This is a genomic window from Polaribacter sp. Hel1_33_96, from assembly GCF_002846595.1.
Classification (GTDB): Bacteria; Bacteroidota; Bacteroidia; order Flavobacteriales; family Flavobacteriaceae; genus Polaribacter.
Genome location: NZ_PJMV01000001.1, coordinates 2,110,880 through 2,135,000 on the forward strand (window position 1 = coordinate 2,110,880; position 24,121 = coordinate 2,135,000).

A 24,121-nucleotide genomic window follows, 5' to 3' on the forward strand; every position below is an offset into this window, starting at 1 on the left:
TTATTTTATAAGTGTAAACGGTGCCGTTTCAATAACTACTCCTTTGTAAAAAGTAAGACCTTTTACAACCATAACATAGTTGCCATTTTCTGCTGGCAAGCCTTTTATAAGACCGTTCCAGCCATTAAAGTTTAACCCTTTTTCATAGTATACAATGGTCCCCCAAGAGTTATAAATTGTCATTTCTATTTCTGAAAAACTTTTATGTATAGGTTTTATGGTTTCATTATATCCGTCTCCATTTGGGGTGAAAGCATTTGGAATAATTAAAATATAACCTTTCGTAATATTTACATCTCTCGCCAAAACATAGGTACAACCAGCCTCATATTCTACAGTATACGTAATCGTAAAAAAACCTACTTCATCATAAGTATAAACTGGGTTTTCTTCATTACTAACACCGCTGCCATCACCAAAATCCCAAGTAACTTTGCTGTAATCTCCTGTTGATAAATTTGTAAACTGAATTGGGTCTTGGATTGAAAATAAATTGTAATTATCAGATGCAAAAGAATTATAACTAAAATCCTGAATTCCAATTGAAGGCACATCTACATTAAATGTTTTAACTACTTCACATCCCCTAGCATCCACAATTTTTAATGAATATTCACCGCTTTGAGAAGTAGTCATAATATTGTTTTCTAAGCCAGATATCGCTCCTGAAGACCAAGTATAGGTAAATGGCAAAACACCTTCAGTAACAGTAGCTATTATTTGTTTACTTGTTGCTTTTAAATCGCAGTCTTTTACCAATACCTCATCTAAATTAATATCTATTGGTTTTGGTCTAAAAATATTAAATTGTTTTATGACAATACAACCATTTGCATCTGTAATTTGAACCGAATAATCACCTTCACCAATATTTTCTAAATCCTCTGAGGTTTCATTTGTATTCCATAAAAAAGAAAGCGGAGCCACGCCTCCAGAAACTTCTAAATTGATACTTCCGCTATTTTCGATATCACAATCTGTTGCATCTATAACTGTTTCTGCTACCACAATTAAGGGAGGGTTGGACACAATAAAGGTTTCCTCTATGGGACATTGAGTTGCATTGCTATCAGTTATGGTAACAGAATAGGCACCTGCTGCCAGATTACTTCTTTGAGCTTCTCCTGTTATACCATCACTCCAAACTATGGAAACTGGATCAATACCCCCTGTTAAATTCAAATTAATCGAGGCATCATTTGCTGAGTTACATGTCATAGGTATTGCAGTAGGCTCAATATAAAAAATGGCATCATTAATCACTATTGATAATTGTACTGTACAATTGTTAGCATCTGTAACAGAGATTGTATAGGTATCTGGAGCTAAATTTGACAAGGTTAAACCAGTTGCTAAATTACTCCAAGACCAGTTATAGGGTGCTGTTCCTCCTGTTAAAGTTACATCAATACTTCCATCGTTTTTTTGATAGCAACTCTCATCTGTTTTTATGACATCAATATTAATTTGATCTAATTGATTTACAGCAAAAGAAGCATTTACTGTACAACCCAAATCATCAATTACATTTAAAGTATAGGTTCCTGCAAATAAATTATCTATATTTTTTGAAGTACTTGCATATCCATTGGGCCCTGACCAATTATACACATAATCAAAAACACCTGCAGATATTTCTTTTTTTATACCTCCAGAAACATCAACTTCTAAAGAACCAGCTGCATCTCCAAAACACAAAATATCATTTTTACTAATGACATCAATTTTAATTTCTTCTGACTCAGTAAGTGCAAATCTTGATGAGATTGTACAGTTATTTTTATCTATAACTTCTAACGTATAATTTCCTTTTGTTAATGTATTCTGATTTTTTTCATTCAGTATAATTCCACTACCATTTGTGGTTGTCCAATTATATGTATAAGGCAATGTACCACCATCGATAGTAACTTCTATTGTACCATTATCACCCATAAAACAGGAAATATTTTTTTCTACATCTTTAGTAATCGCTAACGCATCTGGTTGTGTAACCCTAAATTCTTCTTTTACCTTAAATCCTTCTTTATCTTCGATTGTTATTGTATACAGCCCAGCTACTAAATCTGATATGGAAGCATCCGATGAATTAAAACCATTTGGTCCAATCCAAGAAATTATGTAGGGATTGCCAGCATCAAATGGAGTACCTCCTGAAATATTTGTAGTAATAGAGCCATCATTTGCCTCAAAACAACTATTATTTAAAACAACTGCATTTGGGTTTATACTTGGGTTTACAGTAACTTCTAAAGTAAAAGTATTTCCACTACAAGTTGTGCTTGTTGGTGTTATAGTATAAGTCACTTTTACAGGTGAGTTTGTTGTATTTTCTAATGTTTGACTTATTATTTGCTGAGGCGTTGTAGTTGCAGAAGCTCCAATAATTGCACCTGTAGGATTAAAGCTAGGTGCAGACCAAGTATATAAGGTATTGTTTGGTATTGTATTTCCTGCAACTAAAGTTGGATTAAAAGAAAATATTTCTTCACTATAAACACTTATTTCTGCTGAAGAAATAACAGGAGTTTCGTTTACAATTACCTCAAATGCATCAGAAATAATAGAAGAACTAGGACAAACAGAATTCTTAATTTTTACAAAATAATACAGGGTTCCAACTACATCTGTTGGTGGAGTATATGAATTTGAAGTTTCGCCAACTATGGAAGTTCTGCCTCCAGAGGAAAATACATTATCATTTATATTAGAATACCATTGGTAATAAACGACTAGTCCATTTCTATCAGGAATAATAATTTCTATTGCATCAGAAATTTCACCAACACAATAAGTTTTAGAACTTGTGTCTATATCTTGTGGATACACTCCATCTATAACTTCTACACTTGCAGTATTCGAAACAATGTTAGAACATCCACCAGAAGAAAAAGAAACTTCTACATAATAAAAAATGGTCCCTAAAATATCTACAGGCGGATTGTATTGGTTTGCTGTAGCTCCGTTAATAAGTGTTCCTCCTGAATTTGCATCAATAGTATTTGAAAACCATTGATACGTTTTATTAATTGTAGATACACCAGAAACAGTTACAAACAAATCAGCTCTTTCGTTTGATGTACTGTATTGACATACTATTTGTGATGACAAAGGTTGTGTCGTAAATCTTGCTGTACTATTTACAGTGATTACAAACTCTACTGCAACTCCTACACATCCATTATTTGAAGGTATTACTGTATATGTAACCACGCCACTTGTATTTTGGCTATTTATTAAAGTTTGGCTTGGTATTAAGTTTGAGTCTCCATTTTCTATAAAGCCCGTAATACCCGGAGAAGCCGCAGCAGACCAAGAATAGGTTGTATTTGCAATATTTGATGTTAAATTAATTAACGATGTACTTTGATTTGAACAAATTTCTTGAGTTAAATCCGTATTTGTGATTACTGGTTTTTTAAATACTTCAAAAGTTTGAGTTGCTACATCAGAAACACCACAGTCATTCGTAACTTGTAAAGTTACTTCATACGTCCCTGGTGTGCCATAAAAAATATTTCCAGGATCTAAAGTGTTTGCAGAAGCAGGAAGCCCGCCAACAAATGTCCAGTTATAAGTAATACTTGCAGTATTAGATGTGCAATTTTGAATAGTTGCTATCGGATTTATAGTTACACTATCACAAGCATCATAAATTAGGTCGATATTAACTGTTGGCGGTTTTTTAACTTCAATTATTTTAGAATTTGTTGCTGTACCACAACCCGTTATTATCTTTTGCACAATAGTATATTGTCCTGCAGTACTAAACAAAAATCTTGGATTTTCTGAATTTTTGTCTGTACCGTTTGCAAAACTCCAAGAAGCAGAAGTTTCACAATTACCTTCAGTATACGTAACTTCCCACTCGTAAACAGCGCCGCTACATACTGTGTTTTCTGTTGTTGTATTGCTTGCCGTTACATTTAAAGGAACACAACCAGCATCTTTATCGAGAGTAAAGGTTGGCGTATTAACTTCTTCAATACAAATATCTTTTGTAAAGATGTCTGTACCACATTCAGTACTTACTGATAAAGTAACCGTAAAGTTACCTGAATTAGTATATTGATGCGTTTGATTTGTTAAAACACTTGAATCATTATCATTAACGATTGTTCCATCACCAAAATCCCATTGAAAATTTGCGGCTTTATTACAATCGATATTGTCTCCAATAACAGATTTGTTTATAAATTCTATATCACTATTTATACAAGCAATATCTTGAGATTCAAATTCCGCTATTGAGGATTCTAGAATTTTAATATCATTTACTACTACTTCAGTTGTTGAACATAAATTTTGCATTGATAATGTAGCTATAAACGCACCATTTGGCTCAGAACAGCTCACTTTTTCATATATATGACTAACTATATTATCATCCTGAATTTCATCTTGAGTATATGTTTCTGAGGTCGACCCATCACCAAAATCAACAGTATAGGTTGTATCTGAAGAGTTCGTTTCAAAGTTTGTTATCTCAAAATCTATTTCAGCATCGGTTAAACATACATTATTTTGATTTCCAGCGATCGAAAAATCACTTACAGGTTTGCCAATGTTTATAACTTGATAAGAGAGTTCGCTAAAACATCCAGAGTCGCCAATTCCTCTAATTTTCATCGTATAAACACCTAAATCTAAATAAGTGTGTACAATAGGAAATGTAATAGAAGATTCTGAGTTTCCATCACCCCAATCTATAGAATACGAATCTACACAGGTAGATTGTGAATCATTAGCAACATTAATCGTGAATTCGGGGTTAGAGGGCGATGCGTTATCACAGTTGTTAAAATTTTTTGAATCTGCATCACTAAATTCAAGATCTGGTTTAGGTGTTACAGTTACATTTTTTACTTGAGAGTTTTGACAACCATTTTTATCAAATACAGTTAATGTTACTCTAAAAGTTTGCTCTTGGGTAGTGCAACCAAAATACTCAACAGAATGAGAAGGGCTCTCAAGCTCTGACGTTACACCATCTTGAAAGATCCATTCATATTTAAAACCACCAGCACCTGAAACTTGTGGTGTAAACGTTATTAGTTCACCTGCACAAACATTATTTTTATTAAATGTAAAATCAACTACTGGTATAGCATTTACAATTATAGTAACTTCTTGATTGTCAATTTGAGTAACTACCGAGTTATTATCTTTAACACCAATAAGTTTATAATTATAACTATTAGCATCAACTTCCATAAAGTTAATTTCTGCAATACCTAAATTATTAGACGTTATCGTTTGTTCTGGGCTATCATTTATTTTGTACGTAAAAACATAAGGAGCTGTTCCTCCTGAGCCTTCAAAAGTAATAGCCATAAATTCTCTTGCACAAATTTCATTTTTTTCAGCCTTTATAGTCGCACTAGGAATAAATGAAAATTTACCAATCGACTGATTTTCATTATTAGCGTAAGATTTAAACAGGATAAAACCAAAAACTATTATAGCAAAAAGTGTAACATTGTTTTTTAACAAAGTCAATAATTTCTTTTTAAGCTTCATATTATAATATGAGCAATTCGTTAAAAATGATAAGATTTAAATTTTGATATAGTAAATCTTGTTTTTAAACAAGCTGCATTTTTTTTTTAAAAACCAAATTTAGTTAAATTAATTAATTTAAAAAAAATCTTATTTGATATATTAATAGATATGTTAAATCAAATTCTGGAAAAACGAACCTCTTAAACTTTATGATTTTTTTTTATGCTATTTTTAAAAATGAATGAATATTATTATTGAGTTTTTTAAACTAAAGTTCTGGGCAAATGTTTAATAGCCGATTGACAAGTAATCATGTGAACAATATTTTCCTTGTTTCTTTCTTCTTACTTTTTGTAGCAAGAATAAAATTGATCATTTATAGTCATCAATGGTGTTTTGCAATTTTATATAATATTACCTAATAAAAAATACCCCAAAAATACCCCCTTTTTCTTCTTATTACGTCAAATATGCCCTAAAATGACACAATTCACTGTCTTAAAAATAAAGTTAAAAACAACAAAAAAGCCACGCTATGACTAGCGTGACTTATGTGAGCCCTGAAGGATTCGAACCTTCGACCGCCTCCTTAGAAGGGAGGTGCTCTATCCAGCTGAGCTAAGAGCCCGTAATTTTTAAGTTGTTACGACCAACTGTGTCGGGGTGGCAGGATTCGAACCTGCGACCTCCTCGTCCCAAACGAGGCGCGATGACCGGGCTACGCTACACCCCGAATGCAATATTTTAGCGGAGAGACAGGGACTCGAACCCTGGCGACCCTAAGGTCGACAGATTAGCAATCTGCTGCATTACCACTCTGCCATCTCTCCTTTCGACTTCAAACTGAAAGCTTGAATTAAAAATTGCGAGTGCAAATGTATAACTACAATTACTAATTAACAAGATTTTTTTATCTTTTTATTAGATTTTTTTATTCTGGATACTCTAACCTTAAGTGGTAAATATTCATCAACTTTTTCTTTATCACTTTTTTGATTACCTTAATTTCTCTAAAAGTAATATCTGAATTTAAAAACTGATTATCTGCCATTTGTTTATCAATAATTTTATCTATTAAACCACTGATTGAAAGAGCTGTAGGATTTTTTAAACTTTTTGAAGCCGCTTCTGCTGCATCGCACATCATTAGAATTGCTGTTTCTTTTGAAAATGGAATTGGCCCCTGATATTGAAATTTCTTAATATCGACAATTGTATCAGGATTTAATTCTTGCTCCTTTTTAAAAAAATAATACGCAGAACTTGTTCCATGATGGGTTCTTATAAAATCGATAATTCTGTCGGGCAAGTTGTACTTTTTGGCCAACTCAACCCCTTTTATTACGTGATCTGTAATAATCTTAGCGCTATCTATTGGAGATAAATCATTATGAGGGTTTACGCCTGTAGCTTGGTTTTCTATAAAATACATAGGATTTAACATCTTACCAATATCATGGTACAATGCTCCAGTTCTTACCAACATAGAATTCGCCCCTATTTCATTCGCAGCCGCTTCTGCTAAATTAGCTACTTGCATTGAATGTTGAAATGTTCCTGGGGCTTTTTCGTTTAACTCTCTTAAAAGCTTTGTATTTGTGTTTGAAAGCTCTAAAAGAGTAACGTCAGAAACCAATCCAAAGACCTTCTCATAAATATAAATTAAAATCAAAGATAAAAAGGATAACAACCCATTGAGAGCGAATAGTATAAAATAGTCCCAATTTATTTGAGAGGCATTTCCTTCTTTTATAATGGAAAAAGCAAAATAGGTAATCATATAAATCAAGGTAATCTGCGCTACCGAAATAAATAAATTTGCTCTCTTGTGAAGTTCTGAAACGGTTAATATTGTTACAATACCGGCAATAATATGTAAGTAAATAAATTCGAAACTGTTGGGTACAATATACCCTAAAAGTAAGACTGTTAGCACATGAGTGAACAAACCTAATCTAGCATCAAAAAAGGCTTTTAAAACAATTGGAAGAATACTTAATGGTACAACATATAAATAATCTGAATTATACTTAATGACTAAGGTTTGAATAAAAACCATGCCAAATACATTGAAAAAAATGAAGGTTACTTTAGTATTATTATTAAAAATTTCTAATCTATTTTTATATAAAAACAACAATAACATTAACAACGCTAAAGAAACCAATATTGTATATCCAAAAACAATCCAATTATAATTTGAATCTGTCCAAACTTTTGCATCAAATTCACTTTTTAAAGAATTTAAAATAGCCAACTTTCTACCTGCAACAATATCTCCTTTTAAAATAATAAGTTCATCGGATGCCACTTTCCCTTTGGTATAAGAAATATGACCTAGCTCATTATCAATTATTTTATCAGTTAAATCCTTATTAAAAGAAACATTGGGTTCTACCACGCCTGCCAATAAATTTAAAACCAATTTTTGCCCGTAGTCAAAAGGCTCGTCGCCTAAATTAGTATTAATGATTTCCAAAACATTTTTAGACGTCAACAAGTTTTTGAATAAAACATCTTGTACTTCATTCTCTTTTTTGAGCGCAATTATTTGGTCTTTTGAAGATACCCTAGCCTCGCTTACAGACTCCAGAAAACCAGCATTATACACTTTTTGTATAATCTTATTTCCTGTTTCTTTTAATTCACTAATTTCATCAATAGTTAGAGAATCACTAAAGTTTAGTTGAGATATTTTATTTTTGAAAGTTACTTTTACATCTTCAACTATATTCGTGTCATATTTAAAATACAGCTTTGCATTATTCTTAATTTCTTTTTTTTCAAGAGAAATTTCTTCCGCCGTTTTTTGAATTGCAAAATCAAAAGGAGCGTATAGATTATCATATTTCCAAAGTTGACCATTGTTAAAATCATACTTAAACTGCCCCCCTTTTGGAAACAAATACACGATTGCAATAGTTGCAATTAAAAATAAAAACACCTTATATATGATGGTGTTGTTTCTGTAGATTTTGTTTACTATTTCACTCATTTTTACAGCTCTTGTTACAACAAATTTACAGTAAAATTTTGACGCTTAAAAATTCCATATCTATTAAGATTTCTTTTTGATTTTATTTGGTTATTTTAGCAATGTTAATTTCGAATAAAAACGATAAAAGTTAGAGTATGAAAGATGTTGTAATTGTATCAGTCGCTAGAACACCGCTAGGAAGTTTTATGGGAAGCTTATCTTCCATACCTGCTCCAAAATTAGGAGCAATTGCCATAAAAGGAGCTTTGGGAAAAATAAACTTAGACGCTAAGTTAGTGGAAGAAGTTTTTATGGGAAATGTAGTTTCGGCTGGTTTAGGTCAAGCCCCTGCGAGACAAGCAGCTATTCATGCAGGAATTCCTAACACAGTTCCTTGTACAACTGTTAATAAAGTTTGTGCTTCTGGAATGAAGGCTATCATGTTAGCAGCACAAACAATTGCTATCGGTGATGCTGATATTGTGGTTGCGGGTGGAATGGAAAACATGAGTTCGATTCCTCATTATCAACAAGCTAGAAATGGCACTAAATTTGGCCCAATCACCATGGAAGATGGTCTACAAAAAGATGGCTTAGTTGATGCTTACAGTAAAATTGCAATGGGTGTTTGTGCTGATGAATGTGCCACTGAATATGAATTCTCAAGAGAAGATCAAGATGCATATGCAATTCAATCTTACAATCGTTCTGCAAAAGCTTGGAGTGAAGGTAAATTTTCTGATGAAATTGTGCCTGTTTCAATTCCACAAAGAAGAGGAGAACCCATTATTTTTTCTGAAGATGAAGAATACAAAAATGTAAAAATAGAGAAAATTCCGGCTTTAAGAGCTGCTTTTACAAAAGACGGAACTGTAACTGCTGCAAATGCTTCGACCATAAATGATGGTGGCGCTGCTTTAGTGTTAATGTCTGCAGAAAAAGCGAAAGAATTAAACATAACTCCGCTTGCAAAAATAAAGAGTTATGCGGATGCTGCGCACGAACCAAAATGGTTCACAACTGCGCCTGCAAAAGCATTACCAAAAGCATTAGCGAAAGCAAATATTTCTATGAATGATGTTGATTATTTTGAATTAAATGAGGCGTTTTCCATTGTTGGTCTGGCTAATATGAAAATTTTAGGCCTTACCGATGAAACTGTAAATGTAAACGGTGGAGCTGTTTCTTTGGGACATCCTTTAGGTGTTTCTGGAGCAAGAATTGTAATTGCTTTAACCTCTATCTTAAAACAAAATAACGCCAAAATTGGCGCTGCTGCAATTTGCAATGGTGGTGGAGGTGCGAGTGCAATGATTATTGAAAGAATCTAAAAAAAAGAGTTTGATTTACGGTATTTGTAATCTTAGTATAGTTCCTATGCGGGCAGAAGCTTCTGAAACTTCAGAAATGACCAGTCAGGTGCTCTTTGGTGAACATTTTACTATTGTTGAAAAAGAAAAAAATTGGAGCAAAGTAAAATTAGCTTTTGATAATCATGAAGGCTACATAGATAACAAACAATTTGAAGAAATTTCAGAAAATTTATTTCACAAATTATCAGTAATTGAACCTATTTATGCCGGCGAAATAATTGATTTTATCGCTAGCTCAACTAACGATTTAATAACAATTCCTTTAGGCTCTAGATTGCCTTTTTATTTAGAAAATAAATTTTTTATTAATACTAAAAGATACAATTATGAAGGTGCTATTATTACTGGAAAACTTCTAAAAACCGAAATTATTCATAAAGCATTTACTTTTTTAAATGTTCCTTTTTTATGGGGAGGTAAAACTCCTTTTGGTATAGATTGTTCTGGTTTTACACAAATGGTTTATAAACTTTGTGGTTACGACCTTTTAAGAGATGCGAAAGAACAAGCCTCACAAGGTGAAGTCTTAAGTTTTATTGAAGAAAGTGAACCCGGAGATTTGGCTTTTTTTGATAACGAAGAAGGAGATATTATTCATGTAGGGATTATTCTAAATGATTATCATATTATTCATGCCCATGGCAAAGTTAGAATTGACACCCTAGATCATAGTGGTATTTTTAATGCCGATATACAAAAGCATACTCATAAACTCAGAGTCATAAAAAAAATGATATAAAAAAAAATCCAAAACTTAAAAGTTCTGGATTTTTTTTTATAAAATTCTAAGCGATTTGTTTTTTATTGCTCTGCTAATAATTTTTTATAAATTGGTCTTAAAGCATCTGCTTTATCAACCATTTCCAATCTATCATAAATGTTTAAAAGAGATTTTACGGTTTCTGCCGATCTTTTAATACCATCCGCTTTTTCTAAATACGGTAAAGCTTTTTTGTATAACTCTTTTTGCTTCAATTCTAACTCATCATATTTTTTGAAATTAGATAAATTATTATTCATTTCTTCTATAATTTCTTTTTCTTCAGAAAGCAAGGCAAATGCAGTATTCAAATAGGCATTTATGTAATCTGGTTTTAATTCAATCGCTTTTTTATAAAAACCAATCGCCTCTTTAATCTTATTTTGATTTGCATTTACAACACCTAAATTAAAAAATAAATCTGGATTGGTAGGATCTAACTCTACGGCTTCCACCATCAATTCTTCAAATTTATCCATTCTATCAAGTTCACTATACATTTGAGCTTGATTTAAAATCAAATTAATATCTTTTGGACTTGTTTTTCTTGCTTCTTCTAAAGCAGCAATCGCTAATTCTGGTTTACCTTGATTTACATAGATATAACTAATACTTTTAACAATTTCTGTTTGTTTAGATTCAGATACTTTGTCTTGAGGATTTGTATATTGACCAGTTTTAACCATTAAGTCCCTCTGTGTTTTAGCTCCTAAATTTTCGATTTGATTAGTTCCCTTATTTACCGCTAAATATTGTGTAGCAATACCTGTATATCCAATAGTTTTCAGCTCATTATAAAGCTTTAGAGCAGTATCATATTCTTTTGCTAAAGAGGCACTTATCGCCGCGTTATACAAAGTGGTAGTATCTTGCGGGTACAATTTATAAGTTAAATAAAAATTTTCTGACGCTTTCTTATAGTCTTTATCTTCATTATAATTTTTAGCAGCTTCATTAGAAACTTTTTCTATTATTGAATTCAACATAGGTTGTGCTAATTTAGAATACTTCGCTTTTCCTGTTTCTTTCTCAAAAGCAAACAATTTATTGAACACATCCGCTCCTTCTTTAAAATTATTTCCTCCTGCTAAAGCCTGCCCTTTTAAATAGTAATATTTTGCTTTATATTTAGCATCCATGGATACTTCCATGGCATCTAAAGGTTCAAGAGCGCTCAGAGCTGCTGTAAAATCATTATTTTTAATGGCTTTTTCTACGGCCTTTAATTCATTTTTTTGTGCAAATCCGGCAACAGACATCAAAGCTATTGCATACGCTACTAATTGTTTTTTCATTTTAATAAGTGTTAAATTAATTGTTATTCTTGATTTTCGTTTGAATCATTTTCAATTTCTGTGCCATTTTCAATTTCGCTTTCAGTTTCATCCTCAGCTTCTTCTTCGTGAGCAACTTTTGCGACTGCAGCAATACTGTCTGAATCTTTAATATTTATTAAACGAACTCCTTGTGTTGCACGTCCCATAACTCTTAAATCTTCCACAGCCATTCTAATGGTTAGTCCTGATTTATTTATAATCATTAAATCGTTAGAATCATCTACATTTTTAATGGCTACTAAATTTCCAGTTTTCTCTGAGATATTCAAAGTCTTAACCCCTTTACCTCCTCTATTAGTAACTCTGTAATCTTCTAATTTAGAACGCTTTCCATATCCTTTTTCAGATACAACCAATATATTACTGTCCATATCATTTACAGCAACCATACCAATTACCTCGTCATTCTCATGTTTTAGAGTAATTCCTCTTACACCTGAAGCTGTTCTTCCCATTGGACGTGTTTTAGCTTCTTCGAAACGAATAGATTTACCAGATGCTAAAGCTAACATTACTTGGCTATCACCAGTTGTTAATTTTGCTTCCAATAATTCATCTCCATCTTTAATAGTAATTGCATTAATTCCATTTGTTCTTGGACGAGAATATTGCTCTAATGAGGTCTTTTTTACTTGCCCTTTTTTAGTTGCCATAATTACATAATGGCTATTGATATAATCTTCGTCTTTTAAATCTTGTGTTACTAAGAATGCTTTTACTTTATCATCTTGTTCAATATTGATCAAGTTTTGCATCGCTCTTCCTTTGGTGTTTTTTCCACCTTCTGGAATTTCATACACTCGCATCCAGAATACTTTTCCTTTTTGCGTAAAGAACATCATATATTGATGGTTTGTACCTACAAATAAATGTTCTAAGAAATCTTCATTTCTTGTTGTTGCTCCTTTTTGACCTCTTCCTCCTCTATTCTGAACTTTATACTCTTCAAGATTTGTACGTTTTAAGTATCCTGCATTCGAGATTGTTACCACCACTTTTGTGTTAGGAATCATATCTTCGATACGCATATCGCCACCAGCATATTCTATTAAAGATCTGCGCTCATCACCGTACTTATCTTTGATATGTAATAACTCGTCTTTAATAATTTGATAACGTCTAGGTTCATTTGCTAAAATATCTTTTAGGTCAGAAATTGTTATCATAATTGCATCAAACTCTGCTCGCAATTTATCTTGTTCTAAGCCAGTTAATTGACGCAAACGCATTTCTACAATTGCTTTTGCTTGAATTTCCGTTAACTCAAAACGCTCAATTAAACTCTCTCTCGCCTCGTCAGCATTTGAAGAAGCTCTTATAATTTTAATAACCTCATCTATATTATCAGAGGCAATAATTAATCCCTCTAGAATATGTGCTCTAGCTTCCGCTTTCTTTAATTCAAATTCTGTTCTACGAACAACAACTTCATGCCTATGTTCAACAAAATAATGAATTAATTGTTTTAAGTTTAATTGCTCGGGCCTTCCTTTTACCAATGCAATATTATTTACACTAAAAGAAGTTTGTAATTGCGTATACTTAAATAATTTATTTAAGACGATATTAGGTATTGCATCTCGTTTTAAAATGTATACAATACGCATACCATTTCTATCCGATTCATCTCTAATATTAGAAATACCTTCTAGCTTCTTATCATTTACCAATTCAGCAGTTTTTTTTATCATTTCTGCTTTATTCACTTGATAAGGAATCTCTGTGACAATTATGCACTCACGTCCTTTTACTTCTTCAATAATAGCTTTAGCACGCATTACAATACGTCCTCGACCTGTATGAAAAGCATCTCTTACACCATCATAACCATAAATAATTCCTCCTGTTGGAAAATCTGGTGCAGTTATGTGTTGCATTAATTCATCAATCTCAATATCTCTATTATCAATATACGCCATGGTACCATTAATAACTTCCGTTATGTTATGAGGTGCCATGTTTGTTGCCATACCTACGGCAATACCAGAAGCTCCGTTTACTAACAAATTAGGAATACGAGTAGGTAAAACAGTTGGTTCTTGCAAAGTATCATCAAAATTTAAACGATGATCTACAGTATCTTTCTCAATATCAGCTAACATATCTTCTGATATCTTTTGCATTCTAACCTCAGTATAACGCATCGCTGCTGGACTATCTCCATCTACAGAACCAAAGTTACCTTGCCCATCAACCATCATGTAACGTACACTCCAGTTTTGCGCCATTCTCACCATGGAATCATACACAGAGGTATCTCCATGTGGATGGTACTTTCCTAAAACTTCCCCAACAATTCTTGCTGATTTTTTATACGACCCAGTTGCTTTAATTCCTAATTCATGCATACCAAACAAAACCCTTCTATGAACTGGTTTCAAACCATCTCTTACATCGGGCAGTGCTCTTGAAACAATTACTGACATCGAGTAATCGATGTATGCGGCTTTCATCTGATCCTCAATGTTAATCGGAATTAACTTTTCTCCGTCTGACATATATATATTTTGATTAAAATTAATTCATTTTTTTAAGACAAGGCAAGATAGTATTTCTACGCCTTTTCACAAAGGTTTTAGTAGCTGTAATTCGGCAGAGTTATCAACATTTTTTAATATTTTTTAACAGTATTTTATTTGTTTGATTTCTAATAGTTTTATACCTTGTTACAATAGTCAAAATGTCAGTTTTTTTGCATTGGCATATTTTTTGTAATTGCTAAAACATAAAGGACTAATTTTACTACAAATTAATAAAGAGAGAAAGAAATATGGACGATAATTTTTCACCAAAAGTCAGAGATGTAATTACTTTCAGTAAAGAAGAAGCTTTAAGATTAGGGCATGAGTTTATTGGAACAGAGCATCTTGTATTAGGTTTAATTAGAAAAGGAGAAGGAAAAGCAATAGAAATCTTAACAACATTTGATGTTGATTTAGTTTTATTGCGTAAAAAACTTGAACAATTAAACCCATCAAACCCAACATTTTCTGACAATAAAGACAAGCCTAGTTTACGTTTAACGAGACAAGCCGAAAAGGCGCTTAAAACTACTTTTTTAGAAGCTAAGTTGTATCAAAGTGAATCTATAGACACTGCGCATTTGTTATTATGTATCTTAAGAAATGAAAATGACCCAACTACAAAGTTGATTCAAAAATATCATGTGAACTATGATGATGTTAAAACATTATACAAGCAATTGCATGTAGATGATCTTGATGTTGATTTACCTTCAAATCCAATTGCAGAAACACCTTCTGATGACGAGTACGCCTCAGAGAAACCAAATCCTTTTGATCAATCTCAAAAAAGTAAAACCGCTAAAAAATCGAAAACACCTGTATTAGATAATTTTGGTAGAGATTTAACTGATTTAGCTGAGAAAGGTAAATTAGACCCTGTTGTGGGTAGACAAAAAGAAATTGAGCGTGTTTCGCAAATTTTAAGTAGAAGAAAGAAAAATAATCCAATGTTAATTGGTGAACCTGGAGTTGGAAAATCTGCGATTGCAGAGGGTTTGGCTTTGAGAATTATAGAACGTAAAGTTTCTAGAATTTTATTTGACAAACGTATTGTTTCTTTAGATTTAGCAAGCCTAGTGGCGGGTACGAAATATAGAGGTCAATTCGAGGAACGTATGAAAGCTTTAATGAATGAGCTCGAAAAAAATGAAGATATTATTTTATTCATCGATGAAATTCATACCATTGTTGGTGCTGGTGGTGCAACCGGTTCTTTAGACGCATCAAACATGTTAAAGCCAGCTTTAGCAAGAGGAGAAATACAATGTATAGGAGCTACAACTTTAGATGAGTTTAGGACAAACATCGAAAAAGATGGCGCTCTAGAACGTCGTTTTCAAAAGGTAATTGTAGATCCTACCTCCGTAAAAGAAACCATTCAAATTTTACAAAATATTAAGAGTAAATACGAAGAACATCATCATGTTAATTATACAGATGCTGCTATTGAAGCTTGTGTGCAATTAACCAACAGATACATGACTGACAGATATCTTCCAGACAAAGCAATTGATGCTTTAGATGAAGCCGGATCTAGAATTCATATTACAAATATTATAGTTCCTCAGCAAGTTTTAGAGTTAGAATCACAATTAGAAATTATTAGGAATCATAAAACAAAAGCCGTTAATAGTCAGAAATATGAAGAAGCTGCCAAATTAAGGGATGATGAAAAGAACATGGAAGCGGCTTTGAACTCTGCTCAAAAACAATGGGAAGATGACTCTAAATTAAACAGAGAAATTGTTACAGAAGACAACGTTGCAGAAGTTGTTTCCATGATGACTGGTATTCCTGTAAATAGAGTCGCAGAAGCAGAAACGCATAGATTACATGAACTACCAGAGTTAATTAAAGGAAAAATAATAGGACAAAATGAAGCTGTTACTAAAGTTGTAAAAGCAATTCAGCGAAATAGAGTTGGCTTAAAAGACCCAAACAAACCCATTGGTTCTTTTATTTTCCTAGGACAAACTGGTGTTGGAAAAACACAATTAGCGAAAGTATTAGCACGTGAATTATTTGACTCTGATGATTCTTTAATTAGAATTGATATGAGTGAATACATGGAGAAATTTGCTATATCTCGTTTAATTGGTGCACCTCCAGGTTATGTTGGATACGAAGAAGGAGGACAGTTAACTGAAAAAGTAAGAAGAAAACCGTATTCAGTTATTTTATTAGATGAAATTGAAAAAGCACATCCAGATGTATTTAATATGTTACTTCAGATTTTAGATGATGGATATATTACGGATAGTCTTGGACGTAAAATCGATTTTAGAAACACCATAATTATTATGACTTCTAATATTGGTGCGCGTCAATTAAAAGACTTTGGTGGTGGTGTAGGTTTTGGAACTTCATCGAAAAAAGAACAAGCAGATGCACATGCAAAATCTGTAATTGAAGGAGCTTTAAAGAAATCTTTTGCTCCTGAATTTTTAAACAGAATAGATGATGTAATTGTATTTAATGCTTTAGAAAGAGGAGACATTCATTCTATTATAGATATTGAGTTAGATAAATTACTGCATAGAATATCCGATTTGGGCTATACTTTAAAGTTAAGCGAAAAAGCAAAAGATTATATAGCAGATAAAGGTTTTGACAAAAAGTATGGAGCAAGGCCACTTAAGAGAGCTATTCAGAAATATATAGAAGATGCTTTAGCTGAAGAAATCGTAAATTCTAAATTATCTGAAGGAGACACCATTACTATGGATTTTGATGATGATAAAAACAAACTCACCATCAAAATTAAAAAAGGTAAAAAGAAGCCTGAAACTAGAACAGAAACGGAATCTTAAAAACAGGAAAATCCCGAACTTTCGTTCGGGATTTTTTATAAAAAAACCCTCTTACTAATTGATTTTTGACTTGAATAATATTAATTCGCTATTAAACTATTTATCCTATTTTTAAAATTTACCGAGAGGAAAACATATCATGTGTCTAAAAAAATTAAATTTTTTTTGGGTTACATCTGAAGAAGTATTCAGGCAGTTTATAATCGATATGACAAACAAATTAAAAGTATTAAATCCAAAATAGAAAAAACATATAACTACCCAAACAATTCTAGACTGTCAATTTCTAAAGAATTAATAAACTCGGAAGCATTTACAATATCATCATGTAAAACCCGGTCTTCTTCTACAATCGTAACTTCTTGTCTAAAGAGACTCATTATACTTTCTAAAAAAGGAGAACTTTTTCCATTTCCAAAACTTAATGCCTGTGAAGCTGTAAACAATTCAATAGCAAAAATAGACTGTAAATTATCCACTATCTTTTTACATTTTGTCGCCGCATTTGCCCCCATCGAAACATGATCTTCTTGTCCGTTACTAGACTCAATAGAATCTACACTTGCTGGAGTTGCATATTGTTTATTCTGACTAACAATACTTGCTGCGGTATATTGCGGAATCATAAATCCTGAATTTAATCCTGGGTTTGAAATTAAAAAAGGAGGCAGGTGCCTGTGCCCGGAAACTAATTGATAGGTTCTTCTTTCCGATATATTTCCTAACTCTGCTAGAGCAATCGCTAAAAAATCTAATCCTAACGCTAAAGGTTGTCCATGAAAATTTCCTCCTGAAATAATTTCATCTTCATCTACAAAAATATTAGGGTTGTCTGTTACAGAATTAATTTCTGTCAAAAAGGTTTTGGTTACAAACCTAATCGTATCTTTTGTTGCCCCATGAACTTGCGGCATACATCGAAAAGAATAAGGATCTTGTACATGCTGTTTTTCTTGCACAATCAATTCACTTTCTTCCAAAAAATCTTTAATTCTTTGCGCTGTTTTTATCTGACCATTATGTGGTCTTGCAAAATGAATTAACTCGTTAAAAGGTTCTATGCGTCCGTCAAAACCCTCTAAAGAAATAGTACCAATTAAATCTGCTAAATAAGATAATTTATGTGCTTTTAACAAACAATGAATTCCGTAAGCCGACATAAATTGTGTTCCGTTTAACAGCGCCAAACCCTCCTTTGATTGTAAACTTATTTTATCCCAAGAAAATACTTTTAATAATTCTTCCGATGAAATTATCTCACCCTTATAATATACCTTTCCTAATCCAATTAAAGGCAAAGACAAATGTGCTAAAGGTGATAAATCTCCTGAGGCTCCAAGAGAACCTTGCGTGTAAATGACAGGAATAATATCATTGTTATAGAAATCTATTAATCTATTTACAGTAGCCAATTGCACTCCTGAATGTCCATAACTGAGAGCTTGCACTTTAAATAAAATCATCAATTTTACAATTTCTTTTGGCACTTCATCTCCTGTTCCACAAGCATGACTCATTACCAAATTTTCTTGTAATTTCTGTAAATTATTGTCTTTTATCTTTACATTATACAAAGCTCCAAAACCTGTATTAATGCCATAAATTGGTTTCGAAATCGATTTCGTTTTTACATCCAAAAAAGACCTACATTTTTTAATTTTTTGAATAGCAGTTTCTGATAATGCTAACTTTACATCCAAAGAAATTATTTCTTGAATTTTAGATAAATCCAAGGGTGTTGAGTTTATATAATGAATGGAAATCATATTTTGATTGATTGAAATTCAAAAGTGCAAATTCATAGTTGCATATGCAAGCGATTTTAACTATTTTTCATTGAATTAATATTTTATATTTGTGGCATCTTTAAATTTTCAAAATGAAAAACATTTATATACTTCTCTTTGGTTTATTAATTATGAGTTCTTGTATTCCAGAACAGCCTCAAAATCATCTTACTTTATCCGGTAAACTTGAAAATACTCAAGATTCATTCTTAACAATTTCAAACAGGCAAGGAATTATAAAAGAAATAAATATAAACTCAGGAGGTGTTTTTAAAGACACATTAAAAGTTGAGGAAGGTGCAATTTATACAATGGAAGCTAGTAATAACAGAGCTCCAATTTATTTAAAAAATGGATACAATATTTCCCTTGTCGGAGATGCTCAAAATTTTATGAAAAGTTTAAAATTTTCTGGCAAAGGTTCTGATAACAGTAATTTTATTATTGCTCAAGTAGAAAAAAATAAAAGTGTCCAAAATCCTCAAATAAATTTAAATTTAGAAGAGGATGATTTCAAGAAAAAAATTAATCAAATAAAATTTGAGTATGATAGTATTTTAAATTCTTACAATCATCTAGATAGTACCCTTTACAATTCTTTTCTTGACCAAAACAATCAATTAGTTATTAATTTTAGCAATGCATATAACCAAAACAGAGTCACTGGAAAAGGAAGACCTTCTCCTAAATTTGAAAATTATGTAGATTTTAAAGGAGGTAAAAAGTCATTAGACTCCTTTAGAGGAAAATATGTTTATATAGATGTTTGGGCTACTTGGTGCCGTCCTTGCATACAACAAATACCCTATTTACAAACTTTAGAGAAAGAATATCATAATAAAAATATTGAGTTTGTTAGTATTTCTACAGATGAATCGCGAAGAAGTGGAGGTTCTTGGGAAGCCGCAGAAAAAAAATGGAGGGCTTTTGTAAAGAAAAAAAATATGACTGGAGTTCAACTTTGGTCTGGACAAGATTTTTCTTTTCAACAAGCGTATCAAATAAATTCAATACCTAGATTTATTTTAATTGATCCAGAAGGTCAAATTATAGATTCAAACGTGTCTAGGCCCTCTGACCCTAGATTAAAATCTTTACTAAATTCGTTGGACATTTAATTGAAGATCTAAAAATAAATCAAAATAAAAGCGAAATTCAAAGTTGAATTTCGCTTTTATTTTTCTTTGACTTTAAAATATTTATTCTTTATAAACACCCATCTCTGAATATTTCTCCATTCTTTTAATTATTAAATCTGTATCAGATAAATCTTTTAACTCATTAAAAGCATTTAAAATTTGTGCTTCAACAGCTTTAAAAGCTCCTTCTCTATTGGTATGCGCACCCCCAATTGGTTCCTTAATAATAGCGTCAATTAATTTTAACCTTTTCATATCAGTTCCTGTTAATTTTAATGCCGCTGCCGCTTGCTCCTTATATTCCCAACTCCTCCATAAAATTGAAGAACAAGATTCAGGAGAAATAACGGTGTACCAAGTATTTTCCATCATATAAACTCGGTCTCCTACCCCTATACCTAATGCTCCTCCAGAGGCTCCTTCACCAATAACCACGGTAATAATTGGTGTTTTTAAACGAGTCATTTCTAAAATATTTCTGGCAATAGCCTCTCCCTGTCCACGTTCTTCTGCTTCTAAACCAGGATATGCTCCAGGTGTATCCAATAATGTGACTACAGGAATTCTAAATTTTTCTGCCATCTTCATTAAACGTAACGCTTTTCTGTACCCTTCTGGATTCGCCATTCCAAAGTTTCTGTACTGACGCGTTTTTGTATTGTATCCTTTTTGTTGACCAATAAACATAAAAGATTGGTCTCCAATTTTCCCTAAACCACCAATCATAGCTTTGTCATCTTTAACATTTCTGTCTCCATGAAGTTCCATAAAAGTATCTCCACAAATTGCTTTGATATAATCTAAAGTATAAGGTCTATTTGGGTGTCTGGATAATTGAACTCTTTGCCAAGGAGTTATATTTTTATATATACTCTTTCTCGCTTCTGCTAATTTTTTTTCTATTTTTTTACAGGTTGCTGTAACATCTACATCACTTTCTTTACCAATAATTTGACACTTTTGTAGCTGATCTTCCAGCTCTTTTATCGGCATTTCAAAATCTAAATATTCCATTTATAGTTATTTTGATTTAGTTATTTGGATTAACAAACATACTATAAAATTTACTTTTTTAGGCAAGTTGATTTATTTTTTTACCTTTTGTAAAATCTTCTGTTTTATTAATGATTTATTCTTAATAATTCCATTAATTAGAACAACTCCTAAAACAATACAGGCACCTAAATAAAATTCTGGTTTCATTTTTTCTTTGTCTCCAAAAACAAACAGCGCTAAAATAATAGCATAAACTGGCTCTAAATTTATGGTCAGCATAACCGTATATGGAGATAAATATTTCATCACTTTTACGGATGCAATAAATGCATAAGCAGTGCAAATACTGCTCAATATCAGCAAATAAATCCAATCAGATTTATGTAAACTAAAAAAAGAGATTGAAAAACTATTATTTAAAAATAAATAGAATGTAACAAAAAGAGTTCCAAATAATAGTTGATATAATGATATAGAACTTGCACTATACTTTTTAATAAAAAGACCATTTAAAACAGCGAATAAGGACCCTAAAAAAGAAGAGAGTAAAGCGTACCCAATTCCTAATTTATATTGACTTTCGAAATTAAAAATAATATATAAACCTACTATCACTAATAATCCAAGAATGATTTCTAGTAATTTCAACTTCCTTTTAAAAAAAATAGGTTCTATTAAAGAGGTGAAAAATGCACCTGTACTCATGGTTACTAAAGCGACAGAAACATTTGAAACTTTTATGGCTTTGAAAAAGAAAATCCAATGAAGTGCAATAGTAATTCCTGTTATTAAAAACTTGAGCAATCCTTTTTTATCCACATAAAAACTTTTTCTTTTGAAAAGAAAATAAATTGTAATAAAAATAACTGCTAAACCCATTCTAAAGAAAACTAAGGGAATCGCATCAATAGTAATTAATGCACCTAATATTGCTGTAAATCCCCAGATAAAAACAATGAGATGAAGTAATAAATAATTTTTGAACCTATTTTTTAGCATAGTAATACAGATATATAGCTAAACTACCAAAAAAGAAATTTGGCATCCAGACATATAATAACGAATTTACACCTGCTACAGCTCCTAAGACTTCTGAAATTTTCATTAGAAAAACGTAGATAAACATAATAGCCACTCCTATTGCCAAATTGATTCCTGTTCCACCTCTTTTTTTCCTAAATGCCAGCGCTACAGCAATAATTGTAAGTATGTAACTAGCGATTGGGAGACTTGTTCTTTTATGAAATTCAACCAAATACGCATTCAAATTTTTAACACCTCTTTTCTTTGAAATACGAATAAATTTCATCAATTCATCAGAAGGCATTTCTTGGGATAGCGCAGATTTGTAAATTAAATCCTTAGGCGTAAAACTAAAAACAGTATCTAGTTTATTTCCAGAAAAAATGCTGTCTCTATCCTTATATATTTGACGTTTTCTCCAATTTTGAAGTGTAAAAACAGAGTCTTTTGTATTGAATTTTATATTATCTCCTACTAATTTTGATTTTAATTTTAAACCATTATACACTTCCGAAGTAAAATCATAACCAGAATTTGATTGTGTATTAAAACTTCTTATAAATATGTAAGTACTATCTGTTAATTGCAGACTGAAATCATTTATATATTTTAACTCATTTTTTTGCTTTCTACTATTTATATATTCTTTCTCAAACTTTTTTCTAGTTTTACTGCTACTAGGTACAACAAAATGATTCATTAATAGTGAAACCATTGTAATTAAAGTGGCACCTAAAAAATACGGATATAGAAATCTTGTAAACGAAACTTTAGCATTCGTAATTGCAATAATCTCTGTATTATTAGAAAGTTTTGAAGTGAATAAAATTACAGCAATAAACAATGCCAAGGGCATAAATGTATTTGCATAATAAATGATAAAATTTTTATAATACTCATCTACAACTTGATAAAATCCTAAATCTGCATGTTCTAAAAAATTATCAATTTTTTCAGAGATATCTATAGCAACAGCAATAGGAATCAAAATTAGTAAAGTAAACAAAAAGGTTACCAAAAATCGTTTTAATATGTACCAATCTATAATCTTCAAAAGCTAAACTTATATTTAGAAATTCATGTTTTAAAAAATTTACAAACGTTTATCCATTTGTTTTACCATTTTATCTTTCCATACTCTAAAATCGCCCGCTAAAATATGTTTTCTAGCCTCACGAGTTAACCATACATAAAATCCTAGATTGTGAATAGAAGCAATCTGTTTTCCTAACATTTCTTTAGCAGCAAATAAATGACGTAAATAGGCTTTAGAATATAACGTATCTACATAAGTAATATCCATTTCATCAATGGGAGAAAAATCATTTTCCCATTTTTTGTTTTTAATATTAATAGTTCCATGAGCAGTAAATAACATTCCATTTCTGGCATTCCTAGTTGGCATTACACAATCGAACATATCAATACCTAAAGCGATATTCTCTAATATATTTATTGGAGTACCTACACCCATTAAATATCTTGGTTTATCTTCTGGGAGTATTTCAGCAACAACCTCGGTCATTGCATACATTTCTTCAGCAGGTTCTCCAACCGATAATCCACCAATTGCATTTCCTTGAGCGCCTGCATTCGCAATATACTCAGCAGATTGCCTTCTTAAATCTTTATACGTACTTCCCTGAACAATAGGAAAAAAAGTTTGTTCATAACCATATTTATAAGGTAAGTTTTCAAGATGATTTATACATCTGTCCAACCATCTATGCGTCATATGCATAGAACGTTTCGCATAATTATAGTCGCATGGATAAGGTGTACATTCATCGAAAGCCATAATAATATCGGCTCCAATAGTTCGTTGAACCTCCATCACATTTTCCGGAGTAAAAAAATGCATAGACCCATCAATATGGCTTTTAAATTTAACA

At 31.7% G+C, this 24,121-nt stretch carries 13 protein-coding genes and 3 tRNA genes (1 of these 16 only partly in view); 4 read left to right on the plus strand and 12 right to left on the minus strand.

What is annotated here, in order from left to right; translation table 11 throughout:
- The 5 genes from ATE90_RS09220 to ATE90_RS09240 form a co-directional block, all read right to left on the minus strand.
- Positions 1-5,520, minus strand: a complete 5,520-nt coding sequence (locus tag ATE90_RS09220; RefSeq protein WP_101451327.1) for a PKD domain-containing protein — start codon at positions 5,518-5,520, stop codon at positions 1-3.
- Between the two features lie 536 nt (positions 5,521-6,056).
- A tRNA-Arg gene (locus tag ATE90_RS09225) sits at positions 6,057-6,130 on the minus strand.
- Positions 6,131-6,160: 30 nt separating this feature from the next.
- Positions 6,161-6,235, minus strand: a tRNA-Pro gene (locus ATE90_RS09230).
- Positions 6,236-6,250: 15 nt separating this feature from the next.
- A tRNA-Ser gene (locus ATE90_RS09235) sits at positions 6,251-6,332 on the minus strand.
- A 101-nt stretch (positions 6,333-6,433) separates the two neighbouring features.
- Positions 6,434-8,497, minus strand: coding sequence for an HD family phosphohydrolase (locus tag ATE90_RS09240; RefSeq protein ID WP_036784852.1), 2,064 nt, complete (start codon positions 8,495-8,497; stop codon positions 6,434-6,436).
- A gap of 137 nt (positions 8,498-8,634) precedes the next feature.
- Here ATE90_RS09240 and ATE90_RS09245 point away from each other — a divergent pair, with 137 nt between their 5' ends.
- Positions 8,635-9,810, plus strand: a complete 1,176-nt coding sequence (locus tag ATE90_RS09245; RefSeq protein WP_036784849.1) for an acetyl-CoA C-acyltransferase — start codon at positions 8,635-8,637, stop codon at positions 9,808-9,810.
- A gap of 13 nt (positions 9,811-9,823) precedes the next feature.
- On the plus strand, positions 9,824-10,591 hold the full coding sequence (locus ATE90_RS09250; RefSeq protein WP_036788099.1) for a C40 family peptidase: 768 nt from the start codon (positions 9,824-9,826) through the stop codon (positions 10,589-10,591).
- Between the two features lie 62 nt (positions 10,592-10,653).
- On the opposite strand, the gene ATE90_RS09255 is transcribed toward ATE90_RS09250, so the two are convergent.
- Positions 10,654-11,907 carry a tetratricopeptide repeat protein gene (locus tag ATE90_RS09255; RefSeq protein ID WP_101451328.1) on the minus strand — a complete coding sequence of 418 codons (1,254 nt, stop codon included), beginning with the start codon at positions 11,905-11,907 and terminating at the stop codon, positions 10,654-10,656.
- A gap of 23 nt (positions 11,908-11,930) precedes the next feature.
- Positions 11,931-14,447 carry a DNA gyrase subunit A gene (gene gyrA / locus ATE90_RS09260; protein ID WP_036784845.1) on the minus strand — a complete coding sequence of 839 codons (2,517 nt, stop codon included), beginning with the start codon at positions 14,445-14,447 and terminating at the stop codon, positions 11,931-11,933.
- A gap of 272 nt (positions 14,448-14,719) precedes the next feature.
- Between gyrA and ATE90_RS09265 the strand changes: the two genes are divergently transcribed.
- Positions 14,720-17,284 carry an ATP-dependent Clp protease ATP-binding subunit gene (locus ATE90_RS09265; protein ID WP_036784843.1) on the plus strand — a complete coding sequence of 855 codons (2,565 nt, stop codon included), beginning with the start codon at positions 14,720-14,722 and terminating at the stop codon, positions 17,282-17,284.
- 257 nt (positions 17,285-17,541) lie between these two features.
- Here the strand turns inward: ATE90_RS09265 and hutH are convergent, their stop codons facing one another.
- Positions 17,542-19,050, minus strand: coding sequence for a histidine ammonia-lyase (gene hutH, locus ATE90_RS09270; RefSeq protein ID WP_036784841.1), 1,509 nt, complete (start codon positions 19,048-19,050; stop codon positions 17,542-17,544).
- Between the two features lie 113 nt (positions 19,051-19,163).
- Here hutH and ATE90_RS09275 point away from each other — a divergent pair, with 113 nt between their 5' ends.
- Positions 19,164-20,189, plus strand: a complete 1,026-nt coding sequence (locus tag ATE90_RS09275; protein WP_036784839.1) for a TlpA family protein disulfide reductase — start codon at positions 19,164-19,166, stop codon at positions 20,187-20,189.
- 81 nt (positions 20,190-20,270) lie between these two features.
- Here the strand turns inward: ATE90_RS09275 and ATE90_RS09280 are convergent, their stop codons facing one another.
- The 4 genes from ATE90_RS09280 to tgt form a co-directional block, all read right to left on the minus strand.
- A complete protein-coding gene (locus ATE90_RS09280) occupies positions 20,271-21,224 on the minus strand; it encodes an acetyl-CoA carboxylase carboxyltransferase subunit alpha (protein ID WP_036784837.1) in 954 nt (317 codons plus the stop codon).
- A gap of 72 nt (positions 21,225-21,296) precedes the next feature.
- Positions 21,297-22,205, minus strand: a complete 909-nt coding sequence (locus ATE90_RS09285) for a DMT family transporter (protein WP_101451329.1) — start codon at positions 22,203-22,205, stop codon at positions 21,297-21,299.
- The gene (locus ATE90_RS09290; RefSeq protein WP_180335197.1) at positions 22,192-23,283 is read right to left on the minus strand and encodes an LptF/LptG family permease; all 1,092 of its coding nucleotides are present in this window, start codon (positions 23,281-23,283) and stop codon (positions 22,192-22,194) included. The genes ATE90_RS09285 and ATE90_RS09290 overlap by 14 nt, the downstream gene beginning before the upstream one ends.
- 39 nt (positions 23,284-23,322) lie before the next feature.
- Positions 23,323-24,121, minus strand: partial view of a tRNA guanosine(34) transglycosylase Tgt gene (gene tgt / locus ATE90_RS09295; protein WP_036784828.1) — the 3' portion only. It continues 332 nt past the right edge of the window; 799 of the gene's 1,131 nt are visible here — the last part of the coding sequence; its start codon lies off the right edge, out of view; it ends in the stop codon at positions 23,323-23,325.